Genomic DNA, 22,767 nt, shown 5'->3' with positions numbered 1-22,767 from the left:
TTCCCGTGAAATCGACTCTCCGCGGCCTCGTCGCGGCCGCCATCGACTCCCTGCGCGCCGCCGGCACGATCCCCGCCGACCTGGCCACGCCCGACTTCGTGATCGAGCGCCCCAAGACCCGCGCCCAGGGCGACTTCTCCAGCAATGCCGCGATGCTGCTGGCCAAGCCGGCCAAGTCGAACCCGCGCGCGATCGCGCAGGCCCTGGTCGATGCGCTGCCGGCCAACGACGCGATCGCCAAGGTCGAGATCGCCGGACCGGGCTTCATCAATTTCTTCGTCCACGAAGCGGCGTGGCGCGCCCAGGTCGGCGACGTGCTGGCGCAGGGCGCGCGCTACGGTCGCAACGAATCCGGCAAGGGCCACCGCGCCGGCGTCGAATACGTGTCGGCCAATCCCACCGGACCGCTGCATGTCGGCCACGGCCGCGCCGCGGTGATCGGCGACTGCATCGCGCGCGTGCTCGACGCCAATGGCTGGTCGGTGATGCGCGAGTTCTATTACAACGACGCCGGCGCGCAGATCAACAACCTCGCCATCTCGGTGCAGGCGCGCGCGCAGGGCAAGGGTCCCGACGACGCGGGCTGGCCGGAAGACGGCTACCGTGGCGACTACATCAACGACGTCGCGCAGGCCTACCTGCGCGGGGACACGGTCGAGGTCGAGGGCCATACGGTGGTCGGCGCGAAGGATGCGAACGACCTCGACGCGATCCGCCAGTTCGCCGTGGCGTACCTGCGCCGCGAACAGAACCTCGATCTCGCCGCCTACGGCGTCGGCTTCGATGTCTACTTCCTCGAGAGCTCGCTGTACCGCGACGACAAAGTCGAGGAGACCGTGCGCGAGCTGGTCAAGCACGGCCACACCTACGAGGAAGGCGGCGCGCTGTGGCTGCGCACCACCGATTTCGGTGACGACAAGGACCGCGTGATGCGCAAGTCCGACGGCACCTACACCTATTTCGTCCCGGACGTGGCCTACCACCTGTCGAAGTGGCAGCGCGGCTACGAGCGCGCGATCACCGAGCTGGGCGCCGACCACCACGGCTCGCTGGCGCGCGTGCTCGCCGGCCTGCAGGCGCTCGATTGCGGTATTCCGCAGCGCTGGCCGGAATACGTGCTGCACCAGATGGTCACGGTGATGCGCGGCGGCGAGGAAGTGAAGCTGTCCAAGCGCGCCGGCAGCTACCTGACCCTGCGCGACCTGATCGAGGAAGCCGGGCGCGATGCCGTGCGCTGGTTCCTGATCGCCCGCAAGCCCGATTCGCAGCTCACCTTCGATATCGACCTCGCGCGCTCGCAGTCGCTCGACAACCCGGTGTACTACGTGCAGGTCTCGCACGCGCGCATGTACGGCCTGACCCGCCAGCTCAAGGAGCGCGGCCTGTCGTTCGACCAGGCCAATGGCCTGGCCCAACCGCTCGACCTCGACGACGACAGCGCGCGCGAACTGGTGACGACGCTGCTGCGCTATCCCGACGTGATCGAGGTGGCCGGGCGCGACCTGGAGCCGCACCAGATCGCCGCCTACCTGCTGGAACTCGCGCAGACGTTCCAGACGTATTACAACGATCACCAGTTCCTGGTCGACGACGCCAACCTGCGCGATGCTCGCCTCGTGCTCGCGCTGGCGACGCGGCAGGTGCTGGCCAACGGCCTCGAGCTCTTGGGCGTGGGGGCACCGGAAGTGATGTGACCGCGCCTTCGGGCGCGGCGGAATGAACGATTCATGGCAATCAGGCGGGCGACATCGCCCCAAGGCAGAACGAAGTGGCAGCAAAGCGTGGCAAGTCGCAGGCGCGACGCAGTGGCGGCAACGGCAACACCATTCCCGGCTGGGCCTGGCTCGTGCTCGGCGTCCTGCTGACGATGGTGGTGGTCATCGTCGCGCCGAAGTACCTGAAGTCCGATGGCGACGGCTTCTTCCGCCCGCGGCCCAATCCTGACGCGCATCCCGTGGCGGTTGCGGAGGACGAAGACGCGGTGGCACCCGAGGGCGATTTGCCGGCCCCGAAGTCCGCGAAGGACAAGGACGCGAAGAAGGACGGCGAGGACTACGACTTCTACACCCTGCTCCCCGGCAAGGAAGTGCCCCTGAGCGACGCCGAAATCGCCGCCACCGAACGCGCCGAGGCCCGGCGCGAAGCCGAACGCCAGAAACAGGCACAAGCCACCCCGGACACTGCCGCCCAGAACCCGCTGCCGCAGCCGGTCGACGATGGCGAGGCCCCGTCGGCTCCGGTGCAACCGCCGAAGCAGGTGGCTGCCGCCACGCCGGCGACGGGCGCGCAGGCCACGGCCGCGACGCCGGCAACGACGCCGGCGCGGGCTTCAGGGATCCCCGTCGATGACAACACCCGCTACCTGCTGCAGGCCGGCGCGTTCCAGGCATCGGGCCAGGCAGAGGAACTCAAAGCGAAGATTGCCCTGCTCGGCCTCGGCGCCCGCGTCGAATCCGCCGACATCAAGGGCAATACGGTCTTTCGCGTGCGCATGGGGCCGTACGGCACCGCCGGCGACCTCGCCGAGGCCAAGCGCAAGCTGACCGCGGGTGGATTGCAGGCGCTGGCGATCAAGGTCAAGTAATCACGGTGAAGTAATCACGCGCGCCGGATCTCACACACAAACATCGGCGCGCACGACGACTGGGGAACAGCAATGACGCGGACCGCATTGATCACCGGCGCCACGTCGGGCTTCGGCGCCGCCGCCGCCCGCCGCTTTGTCGCCGCAGGCTGGCGCGTGATCGCCACCGGTCGCCGCGCCGACCGCCTGCAGGCACTGGTCGACGAACTGGGCGCCGGCCGGGTCCATGGCGCGGCCTTCGACATCTGCGATGCGAATGCGATGAATGCCGCGCTGGACGCGCTGCCCGAGGATTTCCGCGGCATCGACCTGCTGGTCAACAACGCGGGCCTCGCCCAAGGCACCTCGCCGGCGCAGGGCGCGCGCCTCGACGACTGGCAGCGCATGATCGACACCAACATCACCGCGCTGGTGACCCTGACCCGGCGCGTGCTGCCGACGCTGATCGAACGCCGCGGCGCGATCGTCAACATCAGCTCGACGGCGGCGACGTACCCCTACACCGGCGGCAACGTGTATGGCGGCACCAAGGCCTTCGTCAGCCAGTTCTCGCTCGGCCTGCGTTCCGACCTGCACGGCACCGGCGTGCGCGTGACCGCGCTGGAGCCGGGCATGGCAGAAACCGAATTCACCCTGGTGCGCACGCATGGCGACCAGTCCGCCTCGGATGCGCTGTACAAGGGAGCGCACCCGATGACTGCACAGGACATCGCCGACACGATCTTCTGGATCGCGACGCTGCCGCCGCACCTCAACATCAACCGGCTGGAGATGATGCCGGTGAGTCAGTCGTTCGCCGGCTTCCAGGTCGCCCGCGACGCCTGATCGGCCGCAGGATCCAGGTCCTGCGCCACGTTCCATTCGTACACCATCACTCGCGACGATCCGGTCACATGCACCGGATCGCTGAAGGCGATCGCCTGCGCCTCGTCGAGGCTGGCGGCACGGACGAGGTACGCGCCGCCGCTGCGGTCAGCGAATGGCCCCGACAGTTCCAACTGTCCGCGCGCGCGCAACTGGTCCAGGTGCAGGCAGTGCGGCACCAGGACGGAGGGGTCGAACTGCGGCGTGCGCAGCGTCAGCACCAGATAGCGTTTCATGGCCACGCTTTCCGTCACGCGAGCGGTTCGTCGCTGAGGTAGGTGTAGGCGGTCAAACCCGCCTCCAGCGCGGCATTCATGCGCTCGGCCTCGTCCGCCGCCAGGTGCGCGTCGGCGACCTTGCCGCGATACGCCGCGCGCAGGTCGGCCAGCTTGTAACCGACGTAATCGAGCATCACGTCCGCGGTATCGCCGCGGCGCTGCTGGCTCATCGCATAGCCGTTGCCGTCGATGTGCACCTCGATCGCGTCGGTGTCGCCGAACAGGTTGTGGATGTCGCCGAGGATCTCCTGGTACGCGCCCACCAGGAAGAAGCCGAGCCGGTACGACTCGCCATGCCTCATCTCGTGCAGCGGCAGCGAGCTGTCGAGGCCCTCGGTCTCGACGTAGGTATCGATCATGCCGTCGGAGTCGCAGGTCATGTCGGCGATCACGCCGCGGCGCGTCGGCGCTTCGTCCAGGCGTTCGATCGGCGCGATCGGGAACACCTGGTCGATTGCCCACACGTCCGGCATCGACTCGAACACGCTGAAGTTGACGAAGTACTTGTCGACCAGGCGGTCGTTGAGTTCGTCGAGCAGGTCGCGGTGGCTCTTCTCGTCGTAGCTCAGGCGCGCGCGCACGGCATGCGCGATCGCGTAGAACAGGTCGTCGATGCGGGCGCGATGGGTGAGGTCGATCTGGCCCAGCGCGTACAGCGACTGGCCTTCGCTGTGGTGGTGCTGCGCCTCGTGGAACAGCTCGATCGCCGGGCGCTGGTCGATTTCGCCGTGGATCTCGCGCAGGTGGCGGATCACCGCCGGTTCGTCGTCGTGCTGGTCGGGCACGCGGCCTTCCGGCGCCTGCTCGACCTCGCTGACATTCGCCACCAGCACCGCGTGGTGCGCGGTCATCGCGCGGCCGCACTCGGTGATGATGCGCGGCGGCGGCAGCGCGTATTCCTCGCAGGCTTCCGCCAGCGGCTGGACGATGCTGGAGGCGTACTGGTTCACGCCGTAGTTGATCGAGCAGTAGCTGCGCGAACGCGTGCCTTCGTAATCGATGCCGAGGCCGCCGCCGACGTCCATGTAGCGCACCTTGGCGCCGAGCACGGACAGTTCGACGAAGTAGCGCGTCGCCTCGCGCATGCCGTTGGCGATGTCGCGCACGTTGGAGATCTGCGAGCCCATGTGGAAATGCAGCAGGCCCAGGCAATCCTCGAGGCCCGCGTCGCGGAGCTGCTTCCACAGGTCGAGCACCTGGCGCGGCGAGAGCCCGAACTTGGCCTTGTCGCCGCCGCTGTTCTGCCATTTGCCGGCGCCGAGCGAGGCCAGGCGCATGCGCACGCCCAGGCCCGGCTTGACCCCGAGCGCGCGCGCTTCCTCGATGATCAGCGGCAGCTCGGAGGGCTTCTCGACCACGATGAAGGTCTCGAGCCCGAGCTTGCGGCCGATCAGGGCGAGGCGAATGTATTCACGGTCCTTGTAACCATTGCACACGATCAGGCCGCCCGGCCGCGACAGCGCCAGCACCGCCATCAGCTCGGGCTTGCTGCCGGCCTCCAGGCCAAAGCCCTCGCCATGGTGCGAAGCCAGCGTGCCGGCCACGCCCGCGTGCTGGTTGACCTTGATCGGGTACACCGCGGTATAGCCGCCGGCGTAGTCCCAGTCGCCCATGGCCTGCGAGAACGCAGCCTGCAGCTTGCGCAGGCGGTCGCCGAGGATGTCGGGGAAACGCACCAGCAGCGGCAGCTTGGCGCCCTGCGCCTTGGCCTTGTCGATCACGTCCGGCAGCGGAATCGACGGCCCCTGCGGTCCACGCGGCGCCACCGTGATGCGGCCCTGCGCGTCGACATCGAAGTAACCCTCCGACCAGTGCGGAATCGAATAGGTCTTGCGGGCGTGGTCGAGCGACCAGGCGGTCATCGGCGTGCTTCCTTCGGCGAAAAGTGGGGGCGAACAGGTGTGGATCGGGGGCGAACAGGCGCGCATTCTAACGCGCGCCGCCACTGGCCCTCAGACGCCGCTTCGCAGTGCCGCCGCCGGCCCGCGACTCGCCCGAATGCCCCGACTTCGCCAGCGCCGCGCCCGCGGATGGGGAACGCCAAGCCGCAAGGCGGTTCGTCCAGGCTGGCGCGGCTTGGGCCGTAACCAGACCCTTGGTCGGCGTCCGTTACAATCCGCGCCCCCACTGATTTGCCCTGATCTGGAGCCGACGATGACCGACACCACCTGGCACTACGAGAACTTCGAGCGCGCCGGCTCGGCCATCGGTTACCGGATCACCAGGAAGCTGGACGAGGTGCAGTCGCCGTTCCAGTTCATCGAGATCTACGAGAGCACCGACTGGGGCAACCTGATGCTCATCGACGGCGCGATGATGCTGACCACGCGCGACAACTTCCTCTACCACGAGATGATGTCGCACCCGGCGCTGTTCACCCACGCCAGCCCGAAGCACGTCGTCATCATCGGTGGCGGCGACTGCGGCACGCTGCGCGAGGTGCTCAAGCACAAGGGCGTCGAGAAGGCCGTGCAATGCGACATCGACGAGCAGGTCACGCGCATGGCCGAGAAGTGGTTTCCCGAGCTGTGCGATTCCAACCACGATCCGCGCGCGGAACTGCTGTTCGACGACGGCATCGCCTACATGGCCAACTGCGCCCCCGGCAGCGTCGACATCGTCATCGTCGACTCCACCGATCCGGTCGGTCCGGCCGAGGGCCTGTTCAACAAGGCCTTCTATGAATCCTGCTTCCGCGCGCTCAAGGACGACGGCATCCTCGTGCAGCAGTCGGAATCCCCGCTTGTGCTGCTCGACCTGATCCAGGAGATGCGCGGCGAGATGGGCAAGGCCGGGTTCAAGACCTTCAAGACCCTTCCTTTCCCGCAGCCCTGCTATCCCACCGGCTGGTGGAGCGCGACGCTGGCGAGGAAGTCCGGCGGTTTCGAGTTCCGCGAGGCCGATGCCGCCGCCAAGGGCTTCGAAACGAAGTACTACAGCGCCGGCATCCACCACGGCGCCCTGGTCGCGCCGCCCTTCGTCGCCGCCGCGCTGGGCGAATAAGCCGCAGCATCGCGACGCACGGCAGCGGAATGGCGCCGTGCGTCTCGGGACCCCGCCCGGGGCTGTGTTACGTTGGCCCCAGGACGGGTGTCCACGTGCACGCTGTCTGCGCTCGATCCGGGGGGATGTCTTGCGCCAATTGGGATTCACCTTGCTGCTGGCCATGCTGGGCTGGTGCGTCGCTGCGGACGCGCCGGCCCAACCCGTTGCGCCCGGCCCATCGTCCGATCTCGCGGCGTTCGGTTCGTCGCCGGACGCCGGCCAGTTCGACCGCCTGATCGAGCAGGTCGAACGGGGCGACCTGATCGTGTCCGGCCCGCAACAAGTCCACGAGGTGGTACGGCGCCTCGATGCCCTGCTTCCCAGGGACGACGCCCGCCGCGAGCTGCGCCTGCGCGGCTTCCGCTGCGACTACGACGACCTCGGCCAACCCGCTGCGGGGCTCGCCTTTGCCCGTGCCGCCATGGCCGATGCGGTGCGTCTGCGGGATGTCGGTGGACAGATCCGCTTCGGTATGTGCGAAGCCAACTACATCGATGGCTCCGGGCAGACCTCGCAATCGATCACGGTGGTGGAAAGCGCCCTCGCGCTTGCCCGCAAACACAACGACCCGCGCCTGCTGGCGCAGACCCTGGCCCATCGCGGCAGTCTGCGCTCGCTGCTGGGGCAGCAGGCGGCAGCACTGACGGACTTCCTCGAAGCCCAGCACGTGTACGCCGGCGCCGGCCTGCGCAAGGAAGCCGAAGCTGGCCTGGGCGACATCGCCTCCGCCTATCGCCGCATGGGCGATCACGCCAAGGCACTGGAATACCTGCGCCAGAGCGTGGCTTTCGCCGAGCGCCAGGACGACCCCGGCCTGCTGTCGGTGGCGCTGCTGCAGACCGGGTTCCTGCACCAAGACCTCGGCCGGTACGACGAGGCCCTGGAGGTATTGCGTCGCGCGATCGACGTCGCGGCCGGGCACGGGCTGGAATACGAAGTGGCGGCCGCCCATCTGGCGATGGCCTCGGCGCTGGTGAAGAAAGGCGACTTCAGCGGCGCCGAGACCGCGCTCGCCACCGCGCGCATCGCCTTCGAACGCCTCGGCGACCGCTCCAACGAAGCGATGCTGCAGTTGCTCGAGGGCATGGTCCTCGCCGGTCGCGGCGACGACGCCCAGGCGCTCGATCACTACGACCGCGCCACGCGCGCGTTCGATGCCGATCCCAACCTGCGTTACCAGGTAGACCTCTACGCCGCGCGCGCGCTCAGCCACGAGGCGCTGGGCGATTACCGCGCCGCGATGGACGACCTCAAGCTCGAACGCACCGGGCGTCGCAAGCTCTACGACGACGCGCGCACGCAGCAGTCATTGTTGCTGCAGTACCAGTTCGATACCGCGCGCCGCGACCTGGAAAACGCGCGCCTGCAAGCGGAGCGGCGCAGCCAGCAGCAGCGCCTGAAGGTCGTCGAACGCGCCAACCGCTGGCAGCTCGTGGCCCTGACCAGCAGCGGCCTGCTGATGGTGTTGCTGCTCGCGCTGTTCCTGCGCCAGTGGCGCAACATGCGCCAGATCAATCGGCTGGCCCTCACCGATGCGCTCACCGGCGTGGCCAACCGTCGCCACATAGAAGTCGCCGCGGAAGAGGCGGTGACGCATGCCCGCAACAGCAGCGAACCGATGGCGGTGATCACCTTCGACCTCGACTGGTTCAAGCGCATCAACGACGGCCACGGCCACGCCGGCGGCGACCAGGTGCTGGTGCGCGTCGCGCGCGCCTGCGAAGCCGTACTGCGACAGAACGACCTGCTCGGTCGCATCGGCGGTGAGGAGTTCATCGTGCTGCTGCCCAACACGTCGCCCGATGCCGCGCTGCTCGTGGCCGAGCGCCTGCGCGACAGCGTGCATCGCCTCGACCTGTCGGACATCGCCGAGAACCTTGGCGTCACCATCAGCCTGGGCCTGGCCATGCTGCGCGCGCAGGACGACGGCGTGCACGACGTGATCGACCGCGCCGACGCGGCGCTGTACCGGGCGAAGGAAGCCGGGCGCAATCGCGTGGCGGTCGAGGCCTGAGCAGCCCCTGTCGCGGGCCCTTGGCAGCCCGCGCACCCGGATGGAGAATCGGTCGCGGCGGCATCGCCCACATCACGGCGCTCATCGTGCCGCCGTCCCCGACAAAGGAGGGAACCATGCTCAATCACTGGAAAGGCGGCGTGTTGCTGGCGGTTGCATTGGCATTCCCCGCCCATGCCACAGAGCCGAGCCCTCCGCCAGGAGAGGAATGCTGGAAGGCCACCTTCACGGAACAGCTGAGCGGTGCGGTGCGCGAACTGCGCACCTCCGGCGGCACCTCCGGCTACATCAACAGCTACGACGGCGATTTCAAATGGATCGGCAAGCCCACTGCCACGACGATCGCGTCGGAGTACGTGTTCTGTTTCAGTGATTCGCTCGACAGCGGCGGCAAGCTGCTCGTCAACGGCAAGTGGATCGCGCTCGACCGGATCGGTTCGATCCGCAGGCCACCGGTCGCCTTCGAGGGCGCCATGTCGAGCTACACCTCCACCCGCCACGTCCGCGACTACCCGGCGCTCTACGGAATCTTCAGCACCCCGGGCAAGCCCGACAGCAGTCTGGAAATCCAACTGGATCCGCTGCGCGGGACCGCCACCGTCGCAGCGGGCAGCAGGGCCAACGGGAAACGCACGGTCAGCTACATGAGCGGAACGGCCGTGCGTACTACTCCGCCCTAAAGCGCGTCGCCGTCCATCTCGCCGGTGCGGATGCGCACCACGCGGTCGAGGTCCCACAGGAAGATCTTGCCGTCGCCGATCTTGCCGGTGCCGGCGGCCTTCATGATGGCCTCGACCACGGCATCGGCCTGGTCGTCGGTCACCGCGACTTCGAGCTTGATCTTGGGCAGGAAGTCGACGACGTATTCGGCACCGCGGTACAGCTCGGTGTGGCCCTTCTGGCGGCCGAAACCCTTGACCTCGGTGGCGGTGATGCCCGCGACGCCGGCTTCGGCCAGCGCTTCGCGCACGTCGTCGAGCTTGAACGGCTTGATCACCGCCATGACCATCTTCATCGCATTGTCTCCGTGGCTGCGCGCGCAGGATAAGCCGCGTGGCGATGCGGAGCGAGCGCGACATGAGGCGTGCCGGCGCGACCCTGACCCGGCGGGCCGGGGCCGCCCTACAATGACGCGGATCGGATTTTCCCCACCCCACGACGCGGCATGTCCCGACTGCGCCGCTTCGGTCCGGGCTCCAAGCTGGGCCCATTCCCGGAGGAGCCACGCCCATGATCGACCTCAACCACCTCGACGACCTCGCCCGCCGCCTGAGCGCACTGGTACCGCCCGGCCTGCGTGAAGGCCGCGAAGAGCTGCAGCAGAGCTTCAAGGCGGTGCTGCAGTCGGGCCTGACCAGGCTCGATCTGGTCACCCGCGAGGAATTCGAAGTGCAGCGCGCGGTGCTGCTGCGCACGCGCGAGAAGCTCGAGGGACTGCAACGCACCCTGGCCGAGCTGGAAGCGCGGCTGGACGACGGTTCGAACACGTCCGCTCCCCGCCACTGAATCCGCGCCATGAACCTGGCACTCGTGCACAGCCGTGCGCGAACGGGCGTGCGTGCGCCCGCAGTCCGCGTCGAGGTGCACCTGTCCGGCGGACTACCGCGCTTCTCCCTGGTCGGCCTGCCCGAGGCGGCGGTGCGCGAAGCCAAGGATCGCGTGCGTGCCGCCATCAGCTGCGCGCAATACGAATTCCCAGCGCGCGTGATCACCGTCAACCTCGCCCCCGCCGACCTGCCCAAGGACGGGGGCCGGTTCGACCTGTCCATCGCGCTCGGGGTCCTCGCCGCGAGCGGGCAGATTCCGTTGGAAGCCCTGGACGAATATGAATTCCTCGGCGAGCTCGGCCTCACCGGGGAGTTGCGCGCGGTCGATGGCGTGCTGCCCGCCGCGCTCGCCGCCGGGCAGGCCGGACGCCGGCTGATCGTGCCCGAGGGCAACGGCCCCGAAGCCGCATTGGCTTCGCGGGTGGAGGTCCGGACCGCGCGCACCCTGCTCGAGGTCTGCGCAATGCTCGCTGGCCACAAGCAGCTGCCGCTGGCGCAGGCGCTTCCGGTACAGCGCATCCCGGCGGTCGACCTCGCCGATGTGCGTGGGCAGGCGCATGCGCGCCGCGCCCTGGAAGTCGCCGCGGCCGGCGGTCACCATCTCCTGCTGATCGGGCCGCCCGGCTGCGGCAAGACACTGCTGGCTTCGCGCCTGCCCGGCCTGCTGCCCGAAGCGAGCGAAGACGAAGCACTCGAAACCGCAGCGATCGCCTCCGTCAGTGGCCGTGGCCTCGATCCATCGCGCTGGCGCGAGCGTCCCTTCCGCGCGCCGCACCACACCGCCAGTGCGGTCGCCCTGGTCGGCGGTGGTAGCGAGCCGCGTCCCGGAGAAATTTCTCTCGCCCACCATGGGGTGCTGTTCCTGGACGAACTGCCCGAATGGGACCGACGCGCGCTCGAAGTGCTGCGGGAACCGCTGGAGTCCGGCGTCGTCACCATTTCGCGGGCCGCGCGGCAGAGTGAGTTCCCCGCCCGTTTCCAGCTCGTCGCCGCGATGAACCCCTGCCCCTGCGGCTGGGCCGGTGATGCCAGTGGCCGCTGCCGGTGCAATCCCGACGCCGTGCGCCGCTACCGCGGGCGTATTTCCGGTCCGTTGCTGGATCGCATCGACATGCACGTCGAGGTGCCGCGACTGCCGCCGACGGAGCTGCGCCCGGACGCCCCCGCCGGGGAATCCAGCGCCGAGGTCCGTGCCCGCGTGCTGGGTGCGCGCGCCCTGCAGCACTCGCGCGCCGGCAAGACCAACGCGCTGCTGGGCCAGTCCGAGATCATGGCGACCTGCCGCCTGTCAGCCCAGGATCAGTCGCTGCTTGAGCGCGCCGTCGATGCGCTGCAGCTGTCCGCACGTTCCATCCACCGCATCCTGCGCGTGGCGCGGACGATCGCGGACCTTGATGAAAACCCACAGATACTCACCGCGCATCTGACCGAAGCGCTGGCTTACCGGCGCGCGGATCGCGGATCGGACACGCGCGCGGCGTAGCGGACGCGCGGACCCGGCAGTGCATGCCGCGGGTATCAGCCGCCGCCGCAACCGGGCGGAACACAGACCCTGCCCTTCTCCAGGAAATCACGCGCGCCTTCCCGTGCTTCGCGCATTTCGGCCTGGGTGCCGCAGCGGGTCTTCTTCATCGTCGTTCCGCTGACCCGCTCCCGCCAGCACACGTTCTGGTTGTTGCTGGCCGCGCGCGTGTTGACGATCTCGGCGTTGATGCGCTCAAGCGCGTTCTCGAGACGGATTTTTTCTTCCATGGACAGATCGTCCAGCCGGCTCTTGCCTTCGGACACCGCGAAGACTTCGATCTGGGCCTTGCGCACAATGGTGTTCTGGCGCGGCGTGAGGCCTTCGATGCCGCCGTCGTCCAGATCGGCCTTCAGTGCCTGCTGTTGCTTGAGGATCATCTGCAGTCCGTCGTCCTCCGCGGCCGGCGCGGCCTGGGCCAGGGCGACACCGGTGGCAACGAACAGGGCCAGTGCAAGAAGAGTTCTGCGCATTGCGGATCTCCGGCAGGGCGGTGGGCGGGCCATGGGAATGGGCTCGCCGTGCCGGCCGACACTACTCCCGCCCTGCGGCCGCGGGCAACTGCGCGCCCCAGCAAAAAGGGCGGCCCGGAGGCCGCCCTTGGATGCCAAGCTGCAATCATCGCTGACCTGTCGGCTCAGCGTCGGTCGGAGCCCTGGGTCATGCGCTGCAAGCTCATCGACGCGTCTGGTTTTGCTGCGCTTCGAAGTTCTCCTTCGAACGTTCGTGATCCTCGCGAACCTGGGCGGCCGTCCTGCACGTTTTCGTCCTTCGGTTGCTGCCGATCGTCTTCGAATACTCGCAGATCAAACGCTCGTCTGCCGTGCGGTTGATGGCGGCTTCGATCCACTCCAGGTCATTGAAGAGCTTGATGCGCTGATCTGGGTTCAACTCATCCGGAACCTGCTTGCCTTCGATGAGGCTGAGCACTTCGGTTTGGCGTTGGAGCAGTTCCGAACGGGTCCTGGGTTCCATGTCCTTGTAAAGCCCGGACTTCGCTTCGACGCCAGCGCGGATTTCGGCTTGCTGGGTGCGGACGGCTTCGAACTGCACGGTCTTTGAGTCGATGGCGAACGCCGCAGGGGCCGACACGGTGATGATCAATGCAAGGGCCATCATGGCGAAGGACTTGGAAATACGCATTGCTTACGGCTCGTGGGTGGCCTGAGGGAAGGCGGACCATACCGTGCGGTTTGTCCCGGTGTCGACTGCCAAAAGACACGGCAAAAGCGATCTGTCTGTCCCGTCGCATTCAGGCAGTCGGCGAGGGCTCCGCAGGCACCCACACCACTCCGGCAGGATCGAGTTCGGCGGTGGCCATTTGCTCCGCACGCCAGCCGAACCCGCAGATGGCCAGCGCCCCCTGGCTGATGGGGTCCAGGCCAAAAGCCTGCTCCAGCTCCTTCTCGTTGATCGCGCCGGTGATGAAGGCGCCCAAGCCGGCTTCGGTGGCCGCCAGGTACAGGGTCTGGGAGAGGTGGCCGGCCTCCAGGGCGACGACGCGGTAGCCCTTGGCATGCTGGCGGTATTTCCAGAAGGTGCGGTCGAAGCGCGGGGACAGCAGCACGACGACGTGGGCATCGGCAAACCAGTGCTGCTGCGCGACCATGTCCTGCACGAACTGGCGCAGGCCGCCGTTGTCCCATGTGCGACCTTCGGGCACCGGCAACGGCTCCAGTGCGTGCTCGACCGACTGGTAGTGGTACAGCCCCGGGGCGACGCCTTCGACGTGCTGCACGATCAGGTAGCACTCCATCGGATGCAGGCCGCCACCGGACGGCACGCTCTTCTTCAGGAATACGGTGTCCTCATTCACCCGCACTTCCGCCTGCGCGGCGAACACGCGCTGCAGCACCTGTGCGAACAGGTCGAACGGCAGCGGCCGCGACGGATCGAAGTTGCGGCAGGTGGCACGACGGGCCAGCAGGCGGTCGAAGTCGGTGGGCGCGCTGCGCGGCAGGTCGAGGCGGTTGGCAGGGTCGGCGCGGGTGGCGGCTTCCACCGGTGGCGCGCCGAGCACCGCGCGCATCTGCACGGCCGTCTCGGTGCCGCTATCGCGCGTGTTCGCCACGGCGTCAACGCCGGTCCAGCGCGTGAACGCATGCAGCGTCGCCGCCAGCGGATGCCAATGCACATTGCGTAGCGCGTCGTCGCGCTCGCGCCAATGCGTATGCTCGGCCGCATCGCTGACGAGCAGCCCCTCGGCCAGCAGTCGCTGTAGCGCCACGGCCGGGTACGTCGCCAGCGTCGCGGCCTCCACCCATTGGCTGGAGCCCAGTGCACCAAGCACTTCGCGTTCGTCCGCATCGATGTCCAGCTCCTCGCCACGATGCGGTGCGAGTGCCAGCCAACGCAGGGTCCGGTGCAAGCCATCGCCGCCCGAGAGCAGCACGCCGAGATCAAAGCGGGCCTCTTCGCGTGCTTCGAGGAAGACGATGGCGCAGCGGCGGATTTGCATTTCCGACTCCGGTTGGCAGGCCTGGCATTGTGCGGCGTACGCGCTCTTCGGGGCAGCACAGGGCGGAAAAGTCGCCTCCCGGAATGCGAAGCGGTAACGGTGCGCAGCCGAGCGTGCTTGGTTGTTCCGCAATCGCGTCAGGGATAGATTCGCTGCGGACTGGTCCCCTCTCGGACCGGATAGGGGAATGCCAATGACCGGGAAAATCACCACCGCTCCGCTCGACGCCGAGCTTGCCGATCGCCTGCTCGACCTGCTCAGCACGGATGATCTGTTCCGCGAGCGCTTCCAGCGCGACCACCTGGCCGCCCTGCAATCCATCGGCTATGAATCACCCAGCCCGGGACTGATGACCGCGTGCGGTGCGGTGCCGATGGCGCAACCCGAGGCATTCCGCGACTGCAAGGTGACCGAACTGGCGCCCAAGGACGCCATCGCCGCGGCCCGCGACGAGATTCGCACCATGCTGTTGCGGGGCCTGAACCAGACCACGCCGAAGCTCGACGTGGGCAACGCGGGCGGGCATTACCGGCTCAGGTAAGCGGACTGCTGCGGCGCCGGCCACAGGCGGTTGAATGCCGCCAGCCGGCGGGCCGCTGCTTCCGGGCTGCCGCTGGCTTGCAGCAGCTCCGCTTCGCGCCTGATCGCGAGGGTGGAGTCGGCAACGTTCAGCGCCTGCAGGCAATGGCCGCACTCCAGTTCGACATACGCCAGGCCACGCCGCTGCTGCAGCCAGCGTGCCTGGGCGACGGCTTCGGCATTACGGCCCTGGGCGGCAAGCGCCTCCATCAGCTCGACGTGCGTCTGGTAGCGCTCGCGCCCGGTCAGGAACGGCTTCAACAGTTCGACGGCCTCGTCCGCATGCCCGGCGCGGCGTGCATGCCCGGCGCGGACCACGGCGGCCAGTTCCGCCACCTGCGGCAAGGCCATCAGTTCCGGTCGCGCCTGCAGCGCCGCCAGGACCCGGTCCGACTCATCGGGCACGCCGAGCCGCTGCGACACCAGCACCGCGGCCAGCGCCAGCATCGCGTCGTCCTTGGCGTCTGCCGATAACGGCAGCTGCAATGCCGACAGTGCCTTGCCGATGGCAAGCCCGGCCTGCTTCCGCGCCGAGGCGGCGTCGCCCGCCATCCAGTCGGCAACCGCGACAGGCAGCACGAGGTAGCGGCTGTCCACCGCCCCCGCCTGCGCGAGGCCCAGCGCCCTGCGCGCCGCCGCCTGCGCGTCCGGCCAGCGCGCCTGGTCGATCGCGAGGCTGGTGCGCTCGATGTACGCGGAGGAATTGTCTACCTCGAGGCGCGCCTCATACCGGCGCGCCGCGGCGAAGTCCCGTCGCGCCGCCGCGGTGGACACCAGCCGGCGCATGCTGCCGCCGCCACTGCTCGCGAACGAACGCTTGAACGCAGCTTCCGCCTGCGCGTACTGCTCCATGCCCAGGTGGGCGCGGCCCACCGAATCGAATTCCTGTCCTTGCAGCGCGTTCTGCGGGATCGCCGCCGCCAGCGCATGTCCCAGCGCCTCCTGGAAGCGGTTGTCGATGTACAGCCAGGTCGACGCGTTGCCGCGCCCCGGCAGGTAGTCCGGGTAGAGGCGGGCGAGTTCCACCCACTTCGCCGTGGTCTGCGCCGGCGCATCGAACTCGGAGACCCAGGCGTCGAGGTACAGCTGTTCGCGCGGGGTCAGGTGCGCACGCAAGGCCTGCGCGCGGCGCAGGGCCGGCACGGCGCGCGTGGCGTTTTCCTGGCTGTAGTGGACGCGCACCTGGCCCACCCACGCCAGCGCGAACTGTGGATCGAGTTCGGTGGCGCGCTGGAACAGCTGCAGCGCTTCGGGATAGTTGAAGCGGGCCTGTTCCTTCTGCGCCAGCGCATACGCACGCAACGCGTCGAGGTTCTTCGAGGTGACGTCGGGCAGCGGCGCGGAATCGCGCTCGATCGACTGCACTGCTTCGCCGAGCTTGCCGCGCAGGGACGCGGTGACCTTGTCGATCGAGCCGAGCGTGGAATCGAAGCCGCGCCCGTCGGCCGATTCCGCGTACACCGTGGTCTGCGTATGCGGATCGATGACTTCGGCGCTCACCCGCACGCGTCCGCCGACTTCGGCCACGGTGGGAAGGATCACCGCGCGCGCACCATCGCGGATTGCGATTTCCGAGGCGATCGCACGGTCGAGCACCGTGCCGGGCGGGCGCTGCATGCGGCCCAGGGTGTCGCGCGCCTTGAGGTCGCTCAGTACGTTGACGTAGCGCGACTGCTCCAGGCTGATGCGGAAGGCCTGCTCGAGCGAATCATCGAACGTGCTCTGGCCGGTGAGGTTGCGCAGGTCACCGACAACGACCCAATCGCGCTGGTTGAAGGCGATGGCGGGTTCGGGCCTGGTGATGAACCACAGGCCGAGCGCGCCGCCGGCGAGCAGCAACACTTCGGCGGCCAACGCCGCCGGACGCCGCCACAGCGGAATGTCGCGCCAGGCTTTCGGCGTGTTGGCGGGTGCGCGCAGCGGCGCGATACCCGGCTCGCCCACTTCGAAGATCTGCTGGGCCTCGGGTACGCCCTTGAAACGCCAGCGGCCCCACGATTTCCACGCCAGGTGGTGGCCGCGTTCGCCGAGTTCGCGCGCGGCGCGGTGCGCCAGCGGTTCGGCAACGGCGGAGAGCAGGATCTGCCCGGGGCGTGCCATCGCCATCAGGCGCGCGGCCATCGGCTTGGCCAGTCCTTCCACTTCCAGCGGCTTGGCGCCGACGCTCACGGCTTCGGGGCTGTTTCGCCAGGTCAGCACTTCGCCGACATGCAGGCCGACGCGGGCGCGCAGGTCGATGTCGCGCTCGTTGCCCAGCTGGATCAGGCCGCGCGAGTAATCGAGGGCGAAGCCGAGGCCGTCGATGGGGCGTTCGAACAATAGCAACATGCCGTCGGAACGATCGATCAGGCGACCGCGCCACTGCTGCTGCAGTTGCAGGACGAGGCGGTCGTGGGCGCGGAACAGATCGCTGGCCGGCGTGTCACCGAGGCGTTCGACCAGGCCGGTGGAATCGACGAGGTCGGTCAGCAGCAGCGTGCGCAGTTGCGGCGCGTTGTCGGACGGGCGCGGTGTCGGCTCGGGAGTCGGATCGAACGTTTGCACCGCGGTTTCCATGCGCTTCAATCCTTTCAAGCTGCAGCGAAGGCGTCGTCCTGCCATTCCACGCGATTGCCGCCCAGGCGCTTGGCGCGGTACAGCGCCATGTCGGCCTGCGCGTACCAGTCGTTCCAGTCGCGTTCGCCGTCGAGCAGGCAGGCGCCGATGCTGACGGTGGAGATCAGCGGCACCTGGCCAGGCTCGGCGTGGCGCGGCACCTGCTGCAGTCCACGCGTCGTGGTGACGATGAAATCGGCGAAGCCGAGCACGGCGTCGCGGCTGTCGGCACTGACCAGCAAACAGAACTCGTCGCCGCCGAGGCGGCAGGCGATGTCGCCCTCGCCGACCACGGAACGCAGGATGTTGGCGACGCTCTGCAGCACGCGGTCGCCAACCAGATGGCCGTGTTCGTCGTTGACCTGCTTGAAGCGATCGCAGTCGACCAGCACCAGCCCCAAGCCCTTGAGCGAGCCGGTGCGGCGGCGTTCGGCCAGATGCTGGGCGAGACCGCGGCGGTTGTGCAGGCCAGTCAGCTCGTCGGTGCGTATCAATGCTTCGGTCTGGTTGAGCTGGTGCGCGGTCGCGCGCAGCGAATCGAGCGCGGACTGCAGGTCCTGGTTGCGGCGGCGCAGGCGCCGGATCAGGCCCTGTTCGTTGAGCACGACGCGCATGATCGCGCGGCGCAGGAAATGGGAGACCAGGCCCGGATCGCTGTCGACCAGGCGCTGGAATTCCTCATGGCGCAGTTCGATCAGTTCGCCATCGGTGCTGGCGACGGCATCGGCGCTGCGGGCGTGGTCGCCGATCAGCAGGCCGAGTTCGCCGAAGAATTCCAGCGGGCCCAGGCGCTTGGCGATCAGGTCGTCGCCGAAGTCGAGATCGATCGCGCCGGAAGCGATCACATACATGGTGGTGCCCAGGTCGCCGCGGCGGAACAGCGTTTCGCCGGCGTAGCAGCGGCGCGGGCGGCCGACCTGCGCAAACAGGGCGTTTTCGGCAGGCGTCAGCGCCGCGGTCACCGTATCGGGTGCCAAGGTCGGCGTACCGGTTTCCTGCGGCGTGTGAGCCGAGGTTCTGCGCTTCATCCACACAATCCGGGGCCTGCGGAGGGATCGAGAATATCACCCGCTCCCCCCTACTACGCGGGCTGGCGAAGCCCACGGCCAATGCGATCGCGACGCGCGGACCGCATGCAACCGTGCGGCAGGCACACGACGGTGCCTGCCACGGTGCCATCCTGGCCGCGACCCGGGTTCAGGCCGCCTTCTGCTCGTGGAACTGTTCTTCCTCGGTCGAGCCCTTCAACGCGGTGGTAGAGGACTGGCCGTTCTGTATCACCTGGGTGACGGCGTCGAAGTAGCCGGTGCCGACTTCACGCTGGTGCTTGACGGCGGTGAAGCCCTTTTCGGCGGCGGCGAATTCAGCTTCCTGCAGATCGACGAACGCGCTCATCTGCCGGCGCGCATAGCCGTGGGCGAGATTGAACATGCCGTAGTTGAGGCTGTGGAAGCCGGCCAGGGTGATGAACTGGAACTTGTAACCGTAGGTAGCCAGTTCCGTCTGGAACCGCGCGATCGTTGCGTCGTCGAGGTTCTTCTTCCAGTTGAAGCTGGGCGAGCAGTTATAGGCCAGCAGCTTGCCCGGGTACTTCGCATGGATCGCCTCGGCGAACTTGCGAGCGAATTCCAGATCCGGCTTGCCGGTCTCGCACCACACCAGGTCGGCGTAAGGCGCGTAGGCGAGGCCACGACTGACCGCCTGGTCGAGGCCGTTGCGCGTCTTGTAGAAGCCTTCCACGGTGCGCTCGCCGGTGACGAACGGCGCATCGTTGGGATCGATGTCGGAAGTAACCAGATCGGCGGCCTCGGCATCGGTGCGCGCGACGATCAGGGTCGGCACGCCCATTACGTCGGCGGCGAGGCGCGCCGCGACCAGCTTCTCCACCGCTTCGCGCGTGGGCACCAGCACCTTGCCGCCCATGTGGCCGCACTTCTTGACCGAGGCGAGCTGGTCCTCGAAGTGCACGCCGGACGCGCCGGCTTCGATCATGCCCTTCATCAGCTCGAACGCATTGAGCACGCCACCGAATCCGGCCTCGGCATCGGCCACGATCGGCTGCAGGAAGTCGATGTCGCCGCCGCCTTCAGCGCACTGGATCTGGTCGGCGCGCAGCAGCGTGTTGTTGATGCGGCGCACGACCTGCGGCACCGAGTTGGCCGGGTACAGCGACTGGTCCGGATACATCTCGCCGGCGATGTTGGCATCGGCCGCGACCTGCCAGCCGGACAGGTAGATCGCCTTGAGGCCGGCCTTGACCTGCTGCATCGCCTGGTTGCCGGTGAGCGCACCCAGCGCGTTGACGTAGTCCTGCGTGTGCAGCGAATGCCACAACTTTTCCGCACCGAGCCTGGCGAGCGAGTGCTCGACCGGCACGGTGCCGCGCAGGCGCACCACGTCGTCGGCGCAATAGGGACGGGTGACGCCCGCCCAGCGCGGGTTGGTCTGCCAGTCGTGACGAAGTTGGGCGGCGGTGGCGTGGGTGCTCATGGTCGTGTCCCTCGATGGTTCCTGTAGCGCGTGGTGGGTAGGAGTGGTGGTGGAGCGGGATCAGTCGAGCCGCGCGTACGCGGGCAGGGTCAGGAACTCTTCAAGCGTGTCGGCATGGGTGAGGCGGTCGAGCATGCCGATCGCTTCGTTGATGCGGCTGCCGCCGGGCACGGTGCTGCGGTCGCCGAGCTTGCCCGGCAGGTTGATCAGGGCGCGCTCGAACAGGGCGAAATCGAGTTCGCTGCCATCGTCGAGGTGGAGTGCGCGCTCATCGGCGCGATGCAGCCATTGCCATAGCTGGGTGCGCGCGATCTCGGCGGTCGCGGCGTCTTCCATCAGCCAGTGGATCGGCACGCAGCCGTTGCCGTCGAGCCAGGCGGCGAGGTAGCGCACGCAGACCTCGACGTTGTTCTCGAAGCCGGCACGCGTGATCGAACCGATGCTGGGCCGGATCAGGTCGTCGCGGGTCACGACCACGTCCTCGCGGCGCACGTGGTGCTGGTTCGCGGCGGGCATGCGCTCGTCGAAGATTTCGCGCGCCAGTGGAATCAAGGCGGGATGCGCGACCCATGTGCCATCGTGTCCCGCCGTGACTTCGCGCAGCTTGTCCGCGCGCACCTTGGCCAGTGCAGCTTCGTTCGCGGCGTCGTCGCCGCTGATCGGGATCTGCGCGGCCATGCCACCCATGGCGTGCGCGCCGCGCCGGTGGCAGGTCTGGACCAGCAACTCGGAGTACGCGCGCAGGAACGGCTGCGTCATCGTCACCTGGCCGCGCTCGGGGAGGACCCGGTCGCCATGCATGCGGAACGTCTTGATGTACGAGAACACGTAGTCCCAGCGTCCGCAGTTGAGGCCGGCGATGCGGCCGCGCAGCGCGTACAGGATCTCGTCCATCTCGAACACCGCCGGCAGCGTCTCGATCAGCACGGTGACCTTGAGCTGGCCGTCGGGCAGGCCGAGCGCGGCTTCGATATGGGCGAGCACGTCGTCCCACAGCTGCGCCTCCTCCATCGACTGCAGCTTGGGCAGGTAGAAGTACGGGCCGCGATCCTTGGCGGCGAGCGCGTGCGCGTTGTGGAAGGCGAACAGGCCGAGGTCGAACAGCGATGCCGACATGGGCTGGGCATCGACCCGGACGTGCTTTTCGTCGAGGTGCCAGCCGCGCGGACGGACCAGCAGCACGGCCTGCTGCGGGTACGGCTTCAATGCGTACCGCTTGCCGGGTACGCCGTCGGCGGCGGGGGCAATGAACTCGAGCGTGCCCGCGATCGCCTCGCGCAGCGCGCGCTGGCCGATGAGCAGGTTGGCCCAGGTCGGCGAGGTCGAGTCCTCGAAGTCGGCCATGTAGCAGCTCGCGCCGGAATTGAGCGCGTTGATGACCATCTTCGGATCGGTCGGGCCGGTGATCTCGACGCGGCGGTCGAGCAGTGCGCCCGGCAGCGGTGCCACGCGCCAGTCGGCGGAGCGGATCGCCGCGGTATCGGCGCGGAAGTCGGGCAGGCCGCCGGCGTCGAAAAACGCCTGGCGCTCCCGGCGGGCGGCCAGGCGGGCCTGGCGGGTGGCTTCGAAGCGCCGGTGCAGGCCGGCGAGGAAGGCGATGGCGGCGGGGGTCAGCAACTCGCCCTGCCCGGGCAGGTCCGCAATCAGTTCAACGCCGGACTGCAGGGCTGGGGAGGGGATTGCCGAAGCGGGTTGGGCCGACATCGCGGGGTCCAGTGATACGGGCCCTGACCATGCGGCAGCGTGTGGTATAAGGCAAACTAGATTTTTCAATACATCTCATTTGCCCAGCTAATAATTTCACCCTCAGTGGACATCAAGCCGCCCCCCGCTCCCCGCTTTGCCTACAAGGGCGATCGCCTCAAGCCGCTGCGGGCCTTCTGCCAGACCGCCCGGCTTGGTTCGATTTCACGCGCGGCCGAAGCCCTGTTTCTCAGCCAGCCCGCCGTGACCCTGCAGCTGCAGGCACTGGAGCGCGATCTCGGCACCCGCCTGCTCGAGCGCAGCGGCCGCCGCATCAGCCTGACCCGCGAGGGCCAGGAGCTGTACGAGCTGGCCCGCCCCCTGGTCGAAGGCCTGGACGGACTGGACGCCACCTTCCGCCAGCGCGTGCAGGGCCTGGACGCCGGCGAACTCAACGTCGCGGCGGGCAGCTCGACCATCCTCTACCTGCTGCCGAAGATCATCGAAGCCTTCAAGGCGCACCACCCCGACATCCGCCTGCGACTGCACAACGTCACTGGCGCGGGCGGGCTGGAGCTGCTGCGTTCGGACGCGGTCGACCTGGCGGTGGGTTCGATGCTCGACGTGCCGGCCGACCTCGACTACGCCCCGGTCTACCGCTTCGAGCCGATGCTGATCACGCCACGCAACCATCGCCTGGCGAGCAAACCCGAGCTGGAGTTGTCCGACCTCTCACCCTACGGCCTGATCCTGCCGCCGCAGCGCCTGACCACCTACCGCCTGGTCGACCTGGTATTCCAGCAGAACCGCGTGCCCTACACCGTGGCGCTGGAAGTCGGCGGCTGGGAAGTGATCAAGCAGTACGTGGCGATGGGCATGGGCATCAGCATCGTCACCGCGATCTGTCTTTCCGAGAGTGATCGCGAACGCCTTGCGGCGCGCTCGCTGGCGAAGTATTTCCCCTCGCGCAGCTACGGCGTGGTGGTGCGCAAGGGCCGGTTCCTGTCGCCGCAGGCGCGCGCCTTCACCGAACTGATCAAGCCGGCCCTGTTCGAACGAAGCGACTACTACGCGACCGGGCAATCCGAGCGCTAGCGGACGGTCGGCG

At 68.1% G+C, this 22,767-nt stretch carries 20 protein-coding genes; 10 read left to right on the top strand and 10 right to left on the bottom strand.

What is annotated here, in order from left to right:
* Positions 1-5 precede the first annotated feature (5 nt).
* The 3 genes from argS (at position 6) to ACYVGE_RS13065 (ending at position 3,409) form a co-directional block, all read left to right on the top strand.
* Positions 6-1,694 (top strand): arginine--tRNA ligase, encoded by a 1,689-nt coding sequence (gene argS / locus ACYVGE_RS13075; RefSeq protein ID WP_460730531.1) that lies wholly within the window; start codon positions 6-8, stop codon positions 1,692-1,694.
* 74 nt (positions 1,695-1,768) lie between these two features.
* Complete coding sequence (locus ACYVGE_RS13070; protein WP_460730529.1) at positions 1,769-2,584, top strand: SPOR domain-containing protein; 816 nt, start codon at positions 1,769-1,771, stop codon at positions 2,582-2,584.
* A 72-nt stretch (positions 2,585-2,656) separates the two neighbouring features.
* The gene (locus tag ACYVGE_RS13065) at positions 2,657-3,409 is read left to right on the top strand and encodes an SDR family NAD(P)-dependent oxidoreductase (protein ID WP_460730527.1); all 753 of its coding nucleotides are present in this window, start codon (positions 2,657-2,659) and stop codon (positions 3,407-3,409) included.
* Here ACYVGE_RS13065 and ACYVGE_RS13060 read toward each other — a convergent pair.
* The gene (locus tag ACYVGE_RS13060; protein ID WP_460730526.1) at positions 3,370-3,684 is read right to left on the bottom strand and encodes a YciI family protein; all 315 of its coding nucleotides are present in this window, start codon (positions 3,682-3,684) and stop codon (positions 3,370-3,372) included. The genes ACYVGE_RS13065 and ACYVGE_RS13060 overlap by 40 nt on opposite strands.
* Positions 3,685-3,698: 14 nt before the next feature.
* Positions 3,699-5,588, bottom strand: a complete 1,890-nt coding sequence (gene speA / locus ACYVGE_RS13055) for an arginine decarboxylase (protein ID WP_460730524.1) — start codon at positions 5,586-5,588, stop codon at positions 3,699-3,701.
* A gap of 292 nt (positions 5,589-5,880) precedes the next feature.
* On the opposite strand from speA, the gene speE reads away from it, so the two are divergent.
* The 3 genes from speE (at position 5,881) to ACYVGE_RS13040 (ending at position 9,465) form a co-directional block, all read left to right on the top strand.
* A complete protein-coding gene (speE, locus tag ACYVGE_RS13050; protein WP_460730522.1) occupies positions 5,881-6,729 on the top strand; it encodes a polyamine aminopropyltransferase in 849 nt (282 codons plus the stop codon).
* 130 nt (positions 6,730-6,859) lie between these two features.
* On the top strand, positions 6,860-8,785 hold the full coding sequence (locus tag ACYVGE_RS13045) for a diguanylate cyclase (protein WP_460730520.1): 1,926 nt from the start codon (positions 6,860-6,862) through the stop codon (positions 8,783-8,785).
* A gap of 20 nt (positions 8,786-8,805) precedes the next feature.
* The gene (locus tag ACYVGE_RS13040) at positions 8,806-9,465 is read left to right on the top strand and encodes a hypothetical protein (protein WP_460730518.1); all 660 of its coding nucleotides are present in this window, start codon (positions 8,806-8,808) and stop codon (positions 9,463-9,465) included.
* Here the strand turns inward: ACYVGE_RS13040 and ACYVGE_RS13035 are convergent.
* Positions 9,462-9,800: a P-II family nitrogen regulator gene (locus ACYVGE_RS13035; RefSeq protein WP_310055055.1), complete on the bottom strand. Its 339-nt coding sequence runs from the start codon at positions 9,798-9,800 to the stop codon at positions 9,462-9,464. The genes ACYVGE_RS13040 and ACYVGE_RS13035 overlap by 4 nt on opposite strands.
* Before the next feature lie 215 nt (positions 9,801-10,015).
* On the opposite strand from ACYVGE_RS13035, the gene ubiK reads away from it, so the two are divergent.
* Together ubiK and ACYVGE_RS13025 are read left to right on the top strand one after the other, a co-directional pair.
* Positions 10,016-10,291, top strand: coding sequence for a ubiquinone biosynthesis accessory factor UbiK (gene ubiK / locus ACYVGE_RS13030; protein WP_460730516.1), 276 nt, complete (start codon positions 10,016-10,018; stop codon positions 10,289-10,291).
* 9 nt (positions 10,292-10,300) lie between these two features.
* Complete coding sequence (locus ACYVGE_RS13025) at positions 10,301-11,815, top strand: YifB family Mg chelatase-like AAA ATPase (RefSeq protein ID WP_460730514.1); 1,515 nt, start codon at positions 10,301-10,303, stop codon at positions 11,813-11,815.
* A 35-nt stretch (positions 11,816-11,850) separates the two neighbouring features.
* On the opposite strand, the gene ACYVGE_RS13020 is transcribed toward ACYVGE_RS13025, so the two are convergent.
* The 3 genes from ACYVGE_RS13020 to ACYVGE_RS13010 form a co-directional block, all read right to left on the bottom strand.
* Positions 11,851-12,327 carry a hypothetical protein gene (locus ACYVGE_RS13020; protein WP_460730512.1) on the bottom strand — a complete coding sequence of 159 codons (477 nt, stop codon included), beginning with the start codon at positions 12,325-12,327 and terminating at the stop codon, positions 11,851-11,853.
* Positions 12,328-12,529: 202 nt separating this feature from the next.
* Positions 12,530-12,997 (bottom strand): hypothetical protein, encoded by a 468-nt coding sequence (locus ACYVGE_RS13015; RefSeq protein WP_460730511.1) that lies wholly within the window; start codon positions 12,995-12,997, stop codon positions 12,530-12,532.
* A 109-nt stretch (positions 12,998-13,106) separates the two neighbouring features.
* Positions 13,107-14,312, bottom strand: coding sequence for a putative peptide maturation dehydrogenase (locus ACYVGE_RS13010; protein WP_460730509.1), 1,206 nt, complete (start codon positions 14,310-14,312; stop codon positions 13,107-13,109).
* 193 nt (positions 14,313-14,505) lie between these two features.
* On the opposite strand from ACYVGE_RS13010, the gene ACYVGE_RS13005 reads away from it, so the two are divergent.
* A complete protein-coding gene (locus ACYVGE_RS13005) occupies positions 14,506-14,853 on the top strand; it encodes an NHLP-related RiPP peptide (RefSeq protein ID WP_460730507.1) in 348 nt (115 codons plus the stop codon).
* On the opposite strand, the gene ACYVGE_RS13000 is transcribed toward ACYVGE_RS13005, so the two are convergent.
* From ACYVGE_RS13000 to aceB, 4 genes are all read right to left on the bottom strand, one after another.
* Positions 14,838-17,447: a putative peptide modification system cyclase gene (locus ACYVGE_RS13000; RefSeq protein WP_460730505.1), complete on the bottom strand. Its 2,610-nt coding sequence runs from the start codon at positions 17,445-17,447 to the stop codon at positions 14,838-14,840. The genes ACYVGE_RS13005 and ACYVGE_RS13000 overlap by 16 nt on opposite strands.
* Positions 17,448-17,461: 14 nt before the next feature.
* Complete coding sequence (locus ACYVGE_RS12995; RefSeq protein ID WP_460730503.1) at positions 17,462-18,514, bottom strand: GGDEF domain-containing protein; 1,053 nt, start codon at positions 18,512-18,514, stop codon at positions 17,462-17,464.
* Between the two features lie 169 nt (positions 18,515-18,683).
* Positions 18,684-19,976, bottom strand: a complete 1,293-nt coding sequence (gene aceA / locus ACYVGE_RS12990; RefSeq protein WP_460730501.1) for an isocitrate lyase — start codon at positions 19,974-19,976, stop codon at positions 18,684-18,686.
* Between the two features lie 60 nt (positions 19,977-20,036).
* On the bottom strand, positions 20,037-21,680 hold the full coding sequence (aceB, locus tag ACYVGE_RS12985; RefSeq protein WP_460730499.1) for a malate synthase A: 1,644 nt from the start codon (positions 21,678-21,680) through the stop codon (positions 20,037-20,039).
* 105 nt (positions 21,681-21,785) lie between these two features.
* Between aceB and ACYVGE_RS12980 the strand changes: the two genes are divergently transcribed.
* Positions 21,786-22,754, top strand: coding sequence for a LysR family transcriptional regulator (locus ACYVGE_RS12980; protein WP_460730497.1), 969 nt, complete (start codon positions 21,786-21,788; stop codon positions 22,752-22,754).
* Positions 22,755-22,767: the final 13 nt, after the last annotated feature.

This window comes from Lysobacter rhizosphaerae (assembly GCF_054779795.1).
The sequence above is the reverse complement of the archived record's forward strand: the minus strand, read 5'-3'. Positions and strand labels throughout refer to the sequence as shown.